The following is a 14,098-nucleotide window of genomic DNA, read 5'->3' as shown; positions in this document are numbered from 1 at the left end:
TTAATACTAAAATTCCCGACTTTTTTAGATAAGTCAGGAATTTTAGCCTTTTGGCGTAAATGAAACACCCCTGACGCAGGAGCGTCATTACGAATTACGAATTACGAATTACGAATTACGAATTACGAATTACGCTACTAGGCTTCTAAATCCATGTCACTATCATCATCGTCATGATCGTAAGGGATATCGTCAAGGTCTATCATTTCGGAAATTTCTTCTACTTCAGTTAGATACTCAGATTCTTGATGTTCGCGTTCGATTAGACGACCAGTTGACTTCAGCCATTCCAAGAGAATAAATTCATTACTTGTACGAATTACAGGCGCTCGCTGGTTACGAGGTTCTTCACGCAGAGGACTTATAGGCATAAAAAAAACTCACTTTCAATTTACAGGTTAGCTTACAAAAATGTCAAAATTGTACATTAAGCTTAAAAGTCTTGGATGACAAGTCTTTTCTCAACAGACAAAATATGACCCATTGAAGTTTTGTCTCAAGTCTATTTAGCTACTTACCATTAAAATGTCCAGATGTCAGTTTTAATAACAAATATTTCAGCGGATGCAATATATATTACAAAGCATTTGGTACCTTGACGAGAGTTTCATACATATCAGAGGGTAATGCAGACAGTCTATTCGCTACAGCGACTGCATCAGCTAAGTTACTAAATTGACACCGGACTATCTCTTGTCCATTTCCTGAAGGAAATCGTTTCCTAGCTTTATTAGCTACAGCACAAATAATTGCTAAAGCTTTGGCGAACCCGTCTTTTGTCAATATTCTTTCTTGAGCGAACCCTTCAACAGGGATAAGACAAACCTCAAACCGATAGCCAGGTCTGGGAGAAACAGCTATGTCGATATATGGTTTATCTTCTTTTCTGATTCGGCGTAAATATTTGGCTGTTGAATTAGGATCGTGCAAATTAGTCCCAAGGGCGTAAGTAAAAAAGCAATCTTCTGTGAGGGACTCAGGACGAGTAATTATATCCGTGGGCATAAGTTCCAGTAGTATCCGTATGTTGTCTGCGTGTATGACACACTAGACTTGTCCGTTCTTATTAGCACATTTTCTTTGACAGTTAGGTGTATCAGTGTCACGCGAGGTATTACAATACATTGCGGCTAACTAAAATTTCAATTTTTGGAATACTTATGACATCAAACACCTTCAGAATCAAAGGGTGTAGAGATTTAGATTCAAAGAGGAGTCTATATAATCAGTCACATGACCGAAAATATTTCTCAACAAATAAAATCATAACATAGTTGACGCCAAACCCTGCGATCGCATCACCTGACAGCATCGGTGAATACCTAAAAGCGATCGCGATCGCAAACTATCTAAATATTTATTTATACCCATCAACTTATAAACTTCAATGGTACTCAATTTACAATCTCTCCTTGAATTAGAGCGACTGCTAAAAATTTAGCTATGTACTGTTGTAAATGCCCTATATTTCGTAATTATTCAGGGCAGATTAATGAATTATTTACATAAATCACCCCCTAAATAAAACCCCAGGATTATCAGGATTATATTTATAATTCTGGGGCATAATGTTTAAATAATAGTTTTGATGACGATTTTTTTATTTATTCAGAGAAAAATCAGTAGTCTTCACTTAATATGTAGTTTTGCTTATTAAGATTTTTTTAGAGGTTTTAATCAGTATTTAATAGACTTTACTAATTACTTGACAAACTACACACTATTAAAACTTATTTTCAATCTAGAGTTTGTGACTATTTCTGTCAAAATTCTGGATTTCTCACCGATTTTTGTGTTTTTCACGACATCCAAAAAAATAATTAGTGGTTTATGCTACCTAACGGAATCATTAATCGTACCTGCCATTCACGTTATTGACTCACTTCTAGTACGGTTTTTGTGGTGTAGAAAAACAGGCTTTCTGAGTCTTTTTTCAATAAAGCTATACCAATATCTTAGGCATTTTTTTACTAGTGTTTAAGCTAACAAGCTATACCAATCTTAGATAAAAAAGCGCTCAACATATAGGTTAATGCGTAGCAATATCTCGTAGGTTAAGGAGTAAAAACCAACACATACCAGATGTTGGGGCCTTGGATTTTGTTCTTCAAACGCCATTTGCTTCTCCCTTTAAGGTAGGGGCGCAATGCCTTGCGCCTCTACTGCTGTAACCCCACCAGAAAAGTCGGAAAATCCTTCTAAATCTGTGGTTTTCAAGCCTATATGTATAGCAATCATTTTTCAAATTGGTATTAGTCATGAGTAGCAGCCATCACAAAATCCGTTAGAACTAGCTAAAATTCCGTTTTCATTAACTTTTTTTGAGGTATTCAATGAACAAGATTAATCTGTACAAACAACGCCAGAGCAAAAATAAGGTATTAATTTTTACTTCTTTGACTGTTTTGGCTTCTTCATTAGTACTACCTTTCCAACAAGCCTTTGCTGCAACATTGACTACTGTTGTAAATTTCAACGGCACCAACGGAGCTACACCAAGAGCTGGTGTACTTAAAGGTAACGGTACTGATGACAATCTTTATGGAACTACTTCTGCTGGTGGCACTTCTGGTAAAGGAACTGCATTCAAGTTAACTCCTACTGCTTACACTACTCTGACCACACTGATAAACTTCACCGGAACCTCTGGAATTAACAAAGGGACTAATCCAGTTGCTAGATTATTCCAAGCAGCCGATGGTAATTTATATGGGGCAACCTTTACAGGTGGTACAAGTGACCTCGGCAGTGTGTTTAAGTTGGCGAAAACGGCTTTTACAACCCTGACAACTCTGACAAATTTCACAAGCGCTAATGGGGCTAACCCAGCAGGCCGACTGATTACAGGTGCTGATGGCAATTTGTGGGGGACAAGCTCTACAGGTGGGGCTAATAATAAAGGAACTATATTCAAGGTTTCGCCAACTACCGGGGCACTTACCACCATCAGAAGCTTCAGCGGTACTGATGGAGCAACTCCACTAGCAAGATTGCAATTGGCTACCGATGGAAACTACTATGGCAGCGCCTCTGCCGGTGGAGCAAGTGCGAAAGGAGTTGTATTCAAGTTAACTCCCGCAGGAATACTGACTTCATATAGCTTTAGTGGCACTAATGGAGCAAATCCACAGTCTGGATTAATTGAAGTTAGTGGATTCCTCTATGGCACCGCTAAACTGGGTGGAGCCAGCAATAAAGGAGCTATCTTCAAGGTTCCGGTCGGTGGCGGTACACCCGTTTTAGTTGCCAGTTTTAATGGCACCAATGGGGCCAACCCAACGGCTGCACTCATAAAAGCAAGCAATGGTAACTTCTATGGCACAGCTTCTGCTGGTGGGGCAAGTAACAAAGGAGTTATCTATCAGCTGACTGGAGCAACCATCACTGGCTTAATTAGTTTTAATGGCACTAATGGGGCAACGCCAGAGTCCACGCTAATTCAACTCTCAAATGGTGCCTTTTACGGTACTGCCTCTTTTGGCGGTAGTTCTAATCTAGGAACTGTGTTTAAGTTTGTAATCTAGTTTCAAATCTAATCGGCGTGTAGAAAATGGTAAAACGTAGATTTGAACGTCTACCTCTACCATTTTTCTACAATCGATCTAAACTTTTCAAGACAGATATTTTAATTTTGGTGACTCAATATTGTTTCATATTATGTTCGCTCCGAAGAACCCTAAAGAACCAAAGCTACGCTTGGTCTGCCCTAAGAGCAAGCCTATGGTGTACATACAAGTCTGAAACATTTATAGCGCTTCGCTCAGATACCTATGAGGTGGAGAAAGTCAAGGCTTGGAAGTTGGTCGATCGAGGCTATCTGTATGAGAAGATTGAAAAAATTCTCAAAGTCGAGAGGAATCTACCAGTTTAATCTCGATACTTGCAATCCAGCTTCTCAAATCGGAGAAATTTCGTTTTAGATAAATCTTAATATCATGTTAACTTAACTTCAGAATACTGATGTAGAATATAGAACTTTACTACAGGTTTATAATTTGATTAATAATGAAATGATGTTAAAGTATGTTGAATTGTAATAGTTGTAAAATTTGATACAAACAAGGATAAATCATAGTACACCATAGGAAAATTAGCAAATGTTTAGACAAAGTTCTCACAAGAGAAACTTTTTCAAAGCTTTAACTGGTAGTGCGGCGAAAGAATCTCACAAGTTAAGACAGGCATTTAAATCATGTCTGACTCTTCTGTTTGAATCTGTACCTTTTTTGATTGCTTGTGCTGTATTGGTTAGCGTTATCAGCCTCAAAAGTCCTATCTTGCTCTTTTGTTTACTGGTTGGTAGTTTAATTGCTCTCATCACCCAGCAAATTGGGCAGCAAGTGAATTTACCAAGGCGATCGCTAATATTATTACAAATTTTAGCAGCAGCGATCGTTCTAAGTTTATATTGGTTAGACTGGTTTGCAGCCCCTGCACAAGCTCAATTTTTTGGGAAAGCTGAAACCTTTTTCAAAGACAGCTTCCGTGGTTCAATAACCAATGGTAACGATCCCAACTTCGCAATAAGTTTGATATTTAATGTGTTGCGGGCGATTTACTTACTCTATATTGCAATTTCCTTAGTTGGTGTGATTAACGCAGTGCGTAAAGATGAAGATTGGCAAAGCATAGCCAGAACTCCCCTATTAGTGGTTGTTGCTGTTACCATTGCTGATGTACTCACAGGCTTTGTAATTGGCACTGGCCCTAATAAATAATTCAGATATTTCAAATGCCTCAAGAGCAGGAACAAGAATTTCGTCCAGTCAATCAGGTTCTAGGAAGCCAACCTTCACTAGGGCCAATTCCTGCCGATCAAATTCTTCCTTGGACGGTAATTGCCTTAGCCTCCTATTTTACTATCAATGGAATTTTCGGGGGGTTTTTCCAAGAAGAATTTCAAAAATGGTTGTGGACAGTCCTAATGACTGGTTGGGGAATCGGAACTTGGTGGATATTAACTGGTGGTAGGAGTTGGAGTTTTTTAAGTAAATTTATCGGGGTTCCCACTTGGACAAGAGGCTTTGCTCGTTATCAAAGCTTATTGGAAGTTAACCATGAAGCAAAAAATCGGAAAACAAAGCGTCAGCGTCGCCGGAAATGAAAGTAGATTAACACCATTTGAAGATGCCTTGCACTTGGCAACAATGCTGCGTGTTGCAATGAATGGACGTGATATTGGCGCTTACCTGTTGACAAAAGGTACTCAAAAAGATCGGTTTTGCTTTGTTTTTGGTTTTGATTGTAAGGGAATTCATACCACCTTAAGACCTGAACAAATTGATACACTTTTTAACAACATTGAAGCCGGATTAAAAGACATTCCTAGTGGTGAAAGGATGACGCTGCACTTGGGTTCTTTTAGTTCAGATAAAGAGCGCCAAAAAGAGTTAGCAACATTAATCAAAAATGCATCATCGCGAGATATCAAATATTTGTTAATGGCGGAGAGAGCCAGAATTAAAGAACTGACTGTTTCTGGGATTCGTAAACCTAAATTTTTGCGGATTTATGTAACTTACACCATTGAATCTAACTCGCAACACGCAGATGATTGGATAGAAAAGCTTTTAGTCAAAGCTGAATCCTGGTGGTTGAAATTTAAAGGCGATCTTTTAGAAGTAGAAAATCAACGCATCGAAACCCTGATTACAAATGCTTACAACCAGGGTTTTCTGCGGTGGGAACAAATCTTATCTAACAAAATGGGATTGGATGTCAAACCTTTAACTGCTAATGAACTATGGGGAGAAATCTGGAAAAGGTTTAATGATACGCAGCCAATAGATATTCCCCAATTAATGACTTTAGATGAACAAGGATTACACGAACAAGTTAATTCCGATTTAGCTAGTACTAAATTACTTCTAGATAATATCCACGGCACAACTTTACTGATGGAATCTAGTGTACCTTGCGCCGATCGCCGCTGGGTTAATGTTAACAATCGTTATATCGGCACACTGTCATTTTTGGAAAAACCCGGCGGTTGGCCCAATAAATCGGCTCAATTGCGCTATTTATGGGAACTGTTGGCCAGAGAAACAGTAATAGATACAGAAATTTTTTGTGAATTGACTGCTGCCAATCCAGCATTGGTAAAAACGACTCTGCAACGAGTCCTGAAGCAGTCAAACATGACAACAATCTTGGCTCAAGAAAAAAGTAAAACTATTGATGTCAACGCTCAATTAAAATTGAAAAAATCGGTAGCAGCACAAGAGCAGTTATTTGAAGGTGCAGTCCCGATTTATACGAGTATTGCTATTTTAGTGCATCGTCCGACTTTAGAAAAATTAGATGAGGCGACAAGATATATTGAAAACTGTTTTCAACGTCCAGCCAGGGTAATTAGGGAAACTGAATATGCCTGGAAAATTTGGCTGCAAACTCTACCGATAGTTTGGGAGGGTTTATTAGCAACACCTTTCAACCGTCGCCAGCTATATTTAACAAGTGAAGTTCCGGGATTAATGCCGCTAGTTTTAAGTAAAAAAGGTGATAGACAAGGCTTTGAGTTGATTGCTGAAGAAGGCGGAACACCCATACATTTAGATTTATTTAATCAACACAAAAATTTAGCTTTGTTTGCAACAACCCGTGCTGGTAAATCGGTGTTGGTGTCAGGGATTTTAACTCAGGCTTTAGCACATGGGATTCCGGTTGTGGCCTTAGATTTCCCTAAACCTGATGGGACATCTACTTTCACTGACTACACAGAGTTTATGGAGGGGAATGGAGCCTATTTTGATATTTCCAAACAATCGAATAACTTATTTGAACAGCCAGATTTACGATCGCTAGAAGCAGAACAACAGCGCGATCGCTTTAACGATTATACCGCCTTCCTGGAATCAGCGTTAATGACAATGGTTTTAGGTTCGTCCACTGAAAGTCAAATTTTATCGCAAACCGTGCGATCGCTGCTCAACTTAGCTTTAGAAGCCTTTTTTAGAGATGAGGGCATCAAAGAGCGATATCGACAGGCGATGGAAGGAGGATTTGGCACTCTTGCTTGGCAGAAAACCCCCACTTTAAAAGATTTTCTCTTTTTCTGCTCGCCAGAACACTTGCAGCTAAGTTCTTTAACTGGCAGAGTAGAAGATGCTCTGAGTCAAATTCAGTTGCGCTTACGCTTTTGGCTTTCTAGCCGCGTGGGACAAGCCATTTCTGCACCATCCAGCTTTCCTACTGATGCACAACTTTTAGTTTTTGCTCTCAGAAACCTATCAGATAGTGAAGATGCAGCCGTACTATCCTTGAGTGCTTATTCAGCCGCACTCCGACGCGCATTAAGTAGTCCAGCTTCCATATTCTTTATTGACGAAGCACCAATTTTATTTGAGTTCGAGCAAATTTCTGATTTAGTTGGTAGAATTTGTGCGAACGGTGCTAAAGCCGGTATCAGAGTCATCTTATCAGGACAAGATCCTGACACCATTGCTAAATCTAAAGCTGCATCGAAAATATTGCAAAACCTGACAACACGGTTGATTGGACGCATTCAGCCAGTTGCAGTAGATAGTTTTGCAGACATCTTGAAATATCCCCGCCAAGTTATTTCTCGTAATGCCTCAGAAAGCTTTTTTCCCCGCAAAGAAGGCGTTTATAGCCAATGGTTATTAGATGATAACGGTACTTATACATTCTGTCGTTACTATCCAGGTTACGAGCAATTGGCAGCAGTTGCTAATAACCCTTATGAACAAACTGCACGTAGTCAAATGATGCAACTTCACAGCGATAAATATGAAGCAATTTCTGCGTTTGCACGTCAGTTAGTGGCGAATCTACGTAGTAGTTAATTGAATTATATAAGTAGTTAATAGTGAGTCAAACAAATTTGGATTTTATATTTCTGATAGTGTAGTATTAGTGAGTTACCAATGTATTTTAGATCTACTGCACCCATTCTTGGGTTGTAGCTTAGGAATTTTAGATTTTAGAATAGCGTCGGGGATTGAACCGAAAAACTAATTCTATTATCCAAAATCAGCACGGTTCAAAAGCTAAATTTTTACCTCACTATATAATGTAGTCTACCTTTTTAAGGCACAGATATATGCGAAAAACTACCATTTTTACTTTTACCTTGCTATCTCTGGCAATATTACCAGCAGTTGCACAAATTCAGACGGGCGGATTAGGCCAGATTTGGAGTGACTTTCAATCATATTCCCAAGATATGCAAGATTACTTTCAACATAATAATTTGAAAAATACCTTAAATCCTTTAGAACAAAGCCAGAGTCAAACTGCTATTAACAGTGCCAAGGGAGATTTGAAGATACCTAACCCCGTTGCTGCGGGACAAACAATTCGTGATGATTCAATTAACTACTCTTATAATTCAGATGCTAAATCAAGTCGCTTTGAGAATAATGCAGCAGTACGGGGAAATTTAGTTAGTAATGAACTTAATCGTATAATTACCCGTGGAGTAGCGGTAGGTGTTCTCGGTAAAAATGGACAAATTCGGACAAAAACGAAATTAGAAAATACCGAGAAAAGTCTGGAAGATATTGAGGGACTTGCTCAGCAAACAGACGATAATAATAGTACATTGATCAATACAATTAAAGGCTTTGCTAATGCAAGTAATGCAACGGGTGAAACGAAAGCTCTTTCAAGTTTGGCAGAATTGCTAGGTTTGAGTCAAGTGCAAATTCTGAAAATTCAACAGGAACAAATAAAAATTGTAGCTGAAACATTTGGTCAGACATTACAAAATAATCAGGCTTTGCAATATTCCAACTTAAATTTAGCAAATATTTCTCAGCAAGCAGAAGAAGCTAATCGCGCTCGAAGAGTAGAAACATCTACAGAAGCAGCGAGACTTTTACGAGCGACTTCTCAACTAGATTTGTTTGGCAGAAACGTTAATAATAAGAATTTGAAGCTAAAAAAACTTTAACTTTCCAGAGAACTTTTAAAATCCTTTAACCTATAACAAGCCAACAGAAACTCTAAAAAAAGTTTGGTAGAATGCGTTACCTTCCTAACGTACCCTACTAAATCTCAGAAAACAGCCTATAAACTCAAAATGCAATTTGCTATTAAACTAATTTTTGCCCAAGTAGGTATCGATCAGATTCTTGATAGTGGTGCCGCAACTTCCCAAAGTATTGCCGAAGGTTGGGACAAACAATGGCTGGATTTATTACAAAATAACACCAGTAATAACTTGTATGGAGCGCTGACAAATCTGGGTATTTTTTTCGCTGTAGGAACGTTGTTATTTTTTATGATACAATTCCTCAAAGACTTAATATCCTACGAATATACCCGTCCCATATCAGCTTTAATTTGGCCTTTTATTGTGGTAGTACTTTTAAGTAATTCAGGCAATGGAAGTATACTGTCTAATCTGACGCTGGGAGTGCGGAATTTTTTAAACGGTGTGAATCAGCAAGTAGTGGTTTCAGCAGATGCAGATAAAATCTACCAGCAAGCACTGAATATGAGTGTTGCTGAAGAAGTAGCTGGTTCTTTACTACGTCCTTGTCAATCTCTTACTGGCGAACAACAAAGTCAATGTTTTGTGAAAGCTGCTGAAAAAGTTAACGTTCTCTGGCAGAAATATAGAGAGATTTATGGAAATAAAAGCTGGATCGATAGACTACAGACTAAGGTAGATAATATCAGATATGGCACTGGCATTGTATCAGAAACATCTTTTAATTCTCTGTTAGGTTCTACAGTGCAAACGAGCATCAAAAACTTTTTAGTTTCCTTACAATATGCCTTCCAAAATTTGATAGAGGCTACTATGTTGTTAATAGCAGCTTTAGGGCCAATAGCTGTAGGTGGATCTTTGCTACCTGTAGCTGGCAAACCGATTTTTGCATGGCTGACTGGATTTTTATCTATTGGAATCGCCAAAATTTCATTCAATATTATTGCTGTGCTAACTGCCGCAGTGATTGTCAATGGCCCAGGTCAAAATGCTAGTGTCGATCCAGATTTAATGTGGTTCATAATTTTTCTGGGAATTTTAGCACCAATTTTATCTTTAATTGTGGCTGCTGCTGGTGGTTTTGCAGTCTTCAGCGCAATTAACAGTACGGCTTCTTTAGTAAAGGAGAGGATATAGGAAATTAAAAACTAAAAATGAATAAAGTTGTTGTAAATGTTGTAAATAGTAAGTATATGCAAAACATCATATATAATAGCTGAAGTTTTTGCAGTAGGAGGTGAGGAAATGGTGCGTTTACTAGAAAAAAGACAAAAAACGGCAAGTGTTTTGACGTTTTTTGCGATCGCAACCTTCAGTTTACATATATTAGTTTTATTTTTATTCTTATTACAAGGGCTAAATATCCGCCAACTCAGTCTGAGAAAACCTCCTAACTTTGTGCAATTAATCAATGGTAAACCAGTAGCTAATATTGATGATTTAGCAAGAGAACCAGAAGCAATTCGCCAATTTATCAGCAAAACGATGATCTCAATGTTTAGCTGGTCTGGAACCTTACCACCACAAAATATTGAAGAATTCGCAAGCCCCAAACCAGATTTAGGAATACTGATTAACACATCTCAAGGTGGTAGCCAAAAAATTACTACCAGCAGTTGGGTAGCTAGTTTTGCTTTATCAGAAGACTTTCGCAAAGGTTTTTTAAGCACAGTTGCAGAAATGACACCGCCAGAAGTTTTCTCGGAAAATCCCAACCAAGCGATGACTTCACAACTAGTAATTAAAAGAGTTTATCCGCCAAAACAAATTGCACCAGGTAAGTGGCAAGTGGGTATGGTAGCCGACTTAGTTCAAAAAAATCGAGTTGGTGGTGCAAGACTTATAACTCCTTTTAATAAAGATTTGCTTGTACGTGCAGCAGATTATTTCGCTAATCCCCAAGCCGACAATAGCACCGACTTGCAAAAAGCAATTTATAGTGTCCGTGCTGATAGACTAGAAATTTATGAAATTCGGAATTTATGTTTGCTAGATAACTACAATCCGAACAAAAATCAATCACAACAATGCATAACTGGACAAACATCTGATAGTTTTATCAGATAATCGATTTTTTACATTAAGATAGTTCAATTTATACGATTCATTATTAATGCAATTACTCAAACCAGAAAATAATAAAAAAAATAGCCCTTTACCGTTGTTGGCAGTAGGAACCTTTGGTTTACATGTATTTACCTTACTGTTACTAATATTTCACTGGTCTATGTTACAACAGTTAGGCCGACAACTCACACCTCAAAGTTTAGTGCAACTTGTTGATGGTCATGCGATAACGGTAGACCCCCAACCCAATTTAGAGCGGCAACCAGAGACGATTCGGCGCTTTGTGGGTGAAACTATGAGTTTAATGCTTACCTGGTCACAACAACAGCCGCCAACACAAGTCTGGGAAATTACTTCACAACTGGTAGCTGATGATTTTAAAGATAAAATGAAGTCAGAAATTACTAATTTAAATCCAGATAGCCAATTTGAAAATGTTAATCGAGGAGCTGAGAATGTTTTAGTAATCCAAAAAGTTTCTCAACCTCAAGAAATAAGTAATGGAAGCTGGAAAGTAGAGATACTTGCCAATCAATTAATTTTTAACAGTTATGATAAATTAGGGAAATCAGTTTCCTTTAATAAACAAATTTTAGTTAGAGCAATAGATCGACCTGTAACTTCACTACCAAATGCAGCACTACCGTCGCAGTTTGCAGCTTACCGCCTTGGGGAAGCCAGATTAGAAATTTATAATATATGTGAAATTAAAGATAATAATTGTTCTGGAAATCCAAACAAGGCTCTACCATGACCCGATACTCAATTCCTGCCGAAACGCCTCCCCAAAATGGATTTACTCTAACTACCGACGATCGCCAACCAGAAGTAGAATCTGTAGATTGGGAATCGCGGATGTCAAAGTTGGTCGGCTTTGAAGAAGATTCTTCTAGTGACACTGAAAAATCAGAAGACTCTGCAACGCCGCCAGAGTCGCTATCTCTTCCACAAGAAGTTCAGACCAAGCAAGCACTCTCATCTAATCCCTTTGCCAAGTTAGGCTTGGTGGGGGCTGCTACCTTAGCGATCGTTTTGGTAGGTGGTGTGTTTTTGTCTCAGTTGTTCAGTGGTAGCAATCAAAAGCCAAAAACTATTGTTTCTCCACCAGTTCAAGAGCAGCCTACTGATGAATCCATATCTCAACAGATGGAAGCCCAAGTAGATACTCTCAAAACGAAATTAGCTCTGACTGAACAAGCACAGATGGTGAAAGATGCCCAACAACAGTTGAGAATTGCCAAATCAACGCCGATAGTAGCTTTACGACAACCCTCAGTTAGCCAGAAAGCGATCCCAACACCTCCACCAACAGCTTACGTCCCTCGGACAGTGACAGTTGAGCGCATCATTAGAGTACCTACTTCTCAACCTTCGCGATCGCCTCAGCCACCAGTTGTGAACCCCACTCAACCAGTAGTTAATGTAACTCCAGTAACTCCACCATCTCCACCAAGCCCATTTGCAGAGTGGGCAAGGTTAGCAAAGTTAGGTAGCTACGGTCAAGTAAATCCTAGCAATCAACCTACTAGTAACATAGCTACTTTGGAACCTGCAACCAATGCGCCGCCACAGCAAGAGGCAACAAATCCCAATCCCGAACAAAACACCCCACAACCGGAAAATTCTGCGGTAAGTCAAGCTCAACCGCAGGGAGAAAAATCTGTAGCAGTTGGGAGTAGTGCTAAAGCTGTGTTAGCGACAGCAATCTTTGGAGAAACTACTAATAAATCAGGCGGTGGTGGTGATGCAGAAGAAGCGAAAAACGTATTTGTGATCCGATTGAAAGAACCACTAAAATCTACCGATGGTGCGATCGCTCTACCTGCAAACACCGAATTTTTAGCTGAAATTGGTTCGCTTTCCGAACAAGGTCTTTTGCAGATGAACGTAGTCAAAGTTATCTCGCAAAATAATGGCAACCCCACAGAACGAAGCTTACCCAACAATGCAATTATTCTTCGCGGTACTCAAGGTAAACCTTTAATCGCAAATAAATATCCCGGTCAAAGTTCCTCCATAGCCTCGATGGATGCAGGACTATTTGTTTTGGGAGGAATTGCTAAGGCAGCAGAGCTAGTAAATCGTCCTGATACCAGAGTTCTGCCTTTATATGGCGGTAACCTCAGCAACATCGACTCTAACGGCAATCCTATCGAGAACGACAACAACGGCAACAACGGCAACAACGGCAACAACAACGGCTACGTTACTGGTTATACTACTATCACTGAGAATAAACGCAACCTTGCAGCCGGGGTTTTAGAAGGTGGTATGAACTCTGTAGTACCCCAAATTGCCCAACGCAATCAACAAGCGATCGCCCAAATGTCTCAACAAGGTGGTGTTTGGTTTTTAGCAGCAGGCACAAATATTGAAATATACGTTAATCAACCAACTCAATTTTAAGGGTTAATATTTATAGCAATTTTAGATATTTGCAACCATGAAAAAGAATATTAAATTGTCAGGAGATAACCCAAAACGTTCTTATTTCCTACCTATAGCTTCCTTAATTTTCTCGGTTGCTATGTTCTGGTTGGTAGGTCGTGCTGTAGCTAATAACGCCGTTCTGCGTTCCATCTTTTCCTGTCAAGCACAAGGTTTAGGGGGACTTGTACCTACGGTTGATGTCTGGTATCAACAAGGAACAAACTTAAGTTTTATTCCGGCTGGAGAAGTAATTAAAAAAGTTTGGTTAAATGACCCATCACAGGTAAGTATGGATTTTGATGGGCCAGTATGTATGCAGTTCGGTCAAGAAGCTAATAATAATTCAGGAGATTGTAAAAACTCCGCAGCAAATGTAATTCAACTCAGACGAATTCAAAAACTGGACATACCTGGACTTCCTCCCACTAGCAATACACTTTTAACAGTTGTTACCGAAGCGCAAGGTAAAAACAAGTTGTATACTTTTAAAGTGATATATAAAACAGATAATCCTGAATATCACACCTTAGCAATTTTTCCCGATCCTTCTGGACAGGAAGGAGCTTGTTCGAGAGTTTTACAATAAAGTTATAGCAAAATTACCTGATAGCCACAGAAGTTTCGCCTCAAAAAAAGCATTAATAT

13 protein-coding genes are annotated in these 14,098 nt (G+C 38.9%); 10 read left to right on the top strand and 3 right to left on the bottom strand.

The window, feature by feature from the left end:
• Nucleotides 1-137 precede the first annotated feature (137 nt).
• The 3 genes from RMZ42_RS10240 to RMZ42_RS10230 form a co-directional block, all read right to left on the bottom strand.
• Complete coding sequence (locus tag RMZ42_RS10240) at nucleotides 138-371, bottom strand: DUF3134 domain-containing protein (RefSeq protein WP_322671323.1); 234 nt, start codon at nucleotides 369-371, stop codon at nucleotides 138-140.
• A 205-nt stretch (nucleotides 372-576) separates the two neighbouring features.
• Nucleotides 577-1,005 (bottom strand): hypothetical protein, encoded by a 429-nt coding sequence (locus RMZ42_RS10235; protein ID WP_322671322.1) that lies wholly within the window; start codon nucleotides 1,003-1,005, stop codon nucleotides 577-579.
• Nucleotides 1,006-1,263: 258 nt separating this feature from the next.
• The gene (locus tag RMZ42_RS10230; RefSeq protein WP_322671321.1) at nucleotides 1,264-1,398 is read right to left on the bottom strand and encodes a hypothetical protein; all 135 of its coding nucleotides are present in this window, start codon (nucleotides 1,396-1,398) and stop codon (nucleotides 1,264-1,266) included.
• Nucleotides 1,399-2,333: 935 nt separating this feature from the next.
• Here RMZ42_RS10230 and RMZ42_RS10225 point away from each other — a divergent pair.
• The 10 genes from RMZ42_RS10225 (at nucleotide 2,334) to RMZ42_RS10180 (ending at nucleotide 14,039) form a co-directional block, all read left to right on the top strand.
• Nucleotides 2,334-3,524 carry a choice-of-anchor tandem repeat GloVer-containing protein gene (locus tag RMZ42_RS10225; protein WP_322671320.1) on the top strand — a complete coding sequence of 397 codons (1,191 nt, stop codon included), beginning with the start codon at nucleotides 2,334-2,336 and terminating at the stop codon, nucleotides 3,522-3,524.
• A gap of 573 nt (nucleotides 3,525-4,097) precedes the next feature.
• Nucleotides 4,098-4,718 carry a hypothetical protein gene (locus RMZ42_RS10220; protein WP_322671319.1) on the top strand — a complete coding sequence of 207 codons (621 nt, stop codon included), beginning with the start codon at nucleotides 4,098-4,100 and terminating at the stop codon, nucleotides 4,716-4,718.
• Between the two features lie 14 nt (nucleotides 4,719-4,732).
• Entirely contained in the window at nucleotides 4,733-5,104 is a 372-nt protein-coding gene (locus RMZ42_RS10215; RefSeq protein ID WP_322671318.1) for a hypothetical protein, read from the top strand.
• Nucleotides 5,058-7,805 (top strand): hypothetical protein, encoded by a 2,748-nt coding sequence (locus RMZ42_RS10210; protein ID WP_322671317.1) that lies wholly within the window; start codon nucleotides 5,058-5,060, stop codon nucleotides 7,803-7,805. The genes RMZ42_RS10215 and RMZ42_RS10210 overlap by 47 nt, the downstream gene beginning before the upstream one ends.
• A gap of 257 nt (nucleotides 7,806-8,062) precedes the next feature.
• Nucleotides 8,063-8,914, top strand: a complete 852-nt coding sequence (locus RMZ42_RS10205) for a hypothetical protein (protein WP_322671316.1) — start codon at nucleotides 8,063-8,065, stop codon at nucleotides 8,912-8,914.
• 129 nt (nucleotides 8,915-9,043) lie between these two features.
• Nucleotides 9,044-10,093 (top strand): hypothetical protein, encoded by a 1,050-nt coding sequence (locus RMZ42_RS10200; RefSeq protein WP_322671315.1) that lies wholly within the window; start codon nucleotides 9,044-9,046, stop codon nucleotides 10,091-10,093.
• 108 nt (nucleotides 10,094-10,201) lie between these two features.
• Nucleotides 10,202-11,023, top strand: a complete 822-nt coding sequence (locus RMZ42_RS10195; protein ID WP_322671314.1) for a hypothetical protein — start codon at nucleotides 10,202-10,204, stop codon at nucleotides 11,021-11,023.
• Nucleotides 11,024-11,069: 46 nt separating this feature from the next.
• The gene (locus tag RMZ42_RS10190; RefSeq protein ID WP_322671313.1) at nucleotides 11,070-11,777 is read left to right on the top strand and encodes a hypothetical protein; all 708 of its coding nucleotides are present in this window, start codon (nucleotides 11,070-11,072) and stop codon (nucleotides 11,775-11,777) included.
• On the top strand, nucleotides 11,774-13,429 hold the full coding sequence (locus RMZ42_RS10185) for a hypothetical protein (RefSeq protein ID WP_322671312.1): 1,656 nt from the start codon (nucleotides 11,774-11,776) through the stop codon (nucleotides 13,427-13,429). Before RMZ42_RS10190 ends, RMZ42_RS10185 begins: the two co-directional genes overlap by 4 nt.
• 37 nt (nucleotides 13,430-13,466) lie before the next feature.
• On the top strand, nucleotides 13,467-14,039 hold the full coding sequence (locus RMZ42_RS10180; RefSeq protein WP_322671311.1) for a hypothetical protein: 573 nt from the start codon (nucleotides 13,467-13,469) through the stop codon (nucleotides 14,037-14,039).
• The last annotated feature ends 59 nt before the right edge of the window (nucleotides 14,040-14,098 follow it).

Source organism: Nostoc sp. DedQUE05 (genome assembly GCF_034530955.1).
GTDB lineage: Bacteria > Cyanobacteriota > Cyanobacteriia > Cyanobacteriales > Nostocaceae > Nostoc.
The sequence above is the reverse complement of the archived record's forward strand: the minus strand, read 5'-3'. Positions and strand labels throughout refer to the sequence as shown.

Coding starts and splice junctions, on each gene's coding strand:
- RMZ42_RS10240 (WP_322671323.1), bottom strand. CDS start 371: ATGCCTATAAGTCCTCTGCGTGAAGAACCTCGTAACCAGCGAGCGCCT.
- RMZ42_RS10235 (WP_322671322.1), bottom strand. CDS start 1,005: ATGCCCACGGATATAATTACTCGTCCTGAGTCCCTCACAGAAGATTGC.
- RMZ42_RS10225 (WP_322671320.1), top strand. CDS start 2,334: ATGAACAAGATTAATCTGTACAAACAACGCCAGAGCAAAAATAAGGTA.
- RMZ42_RS10220 (WP_322671319.1), top strand. CDS start 4,098: ATGTTTAGACAAAGTTCTCACAAGAGAAACTTTTTCAAAGCTTTAACT.
- RMZ42_RS10215 (WP_322671318.1), top strand. CDS start 4,733: ATGCCTCAAGAGCAGGAACAAGAATTTCGTCCAGTCAATCAGGTTCTA.
- RMZ42_RS10210 (WP_322671317.1), top strand. CDS start 5,058: ATGAAGCAAAAAATCGGAAAACAAAGCGTCAGCGTCGCCGGAAATGAA.
- RMZ42_RS10205 (WP_322671316.1), top strand. CDS start 8,063: ATGCGAAAAACTACCATTTTTACTTTTACCTTGCTATCTCTGGCAATA.
- RMZ42_RS10200 (WP_322671315.1), top strand. CDS start 9,044: ATGCAATTTGCTATTAAACTAATTTTTGCCCAAGTAGGTATCGATCAG.
- RMZ42_RS10195 (WP_322671314.1), top strand. CDS start 10,202: ATGGTGCGTTTACTAGAAAAAAGACAAAAAACGGCAAGTGTTTTGACG.
- RMZ42_RS10190 (WP_322671313.1), top strand. CDS start 11,070: ATGCAATTACTCAAACCAGAAAATAATAAAAAAAATAGCCCTTTACCG.
- RMZ42_RS10185 (WP_322671312.1), top strand. CDS start 11,774: ATGACCCGATACTCAATTCCTGCCGAAACGCCTCCCCAAAATGGATTT.
- RMZ42_RS10180 (WP_322671311.1), top strand. CDS start 13,467: ATGAAAAAGAATATTAAATTGTCAGGAGATAACCCAAAACGTTCTTAT.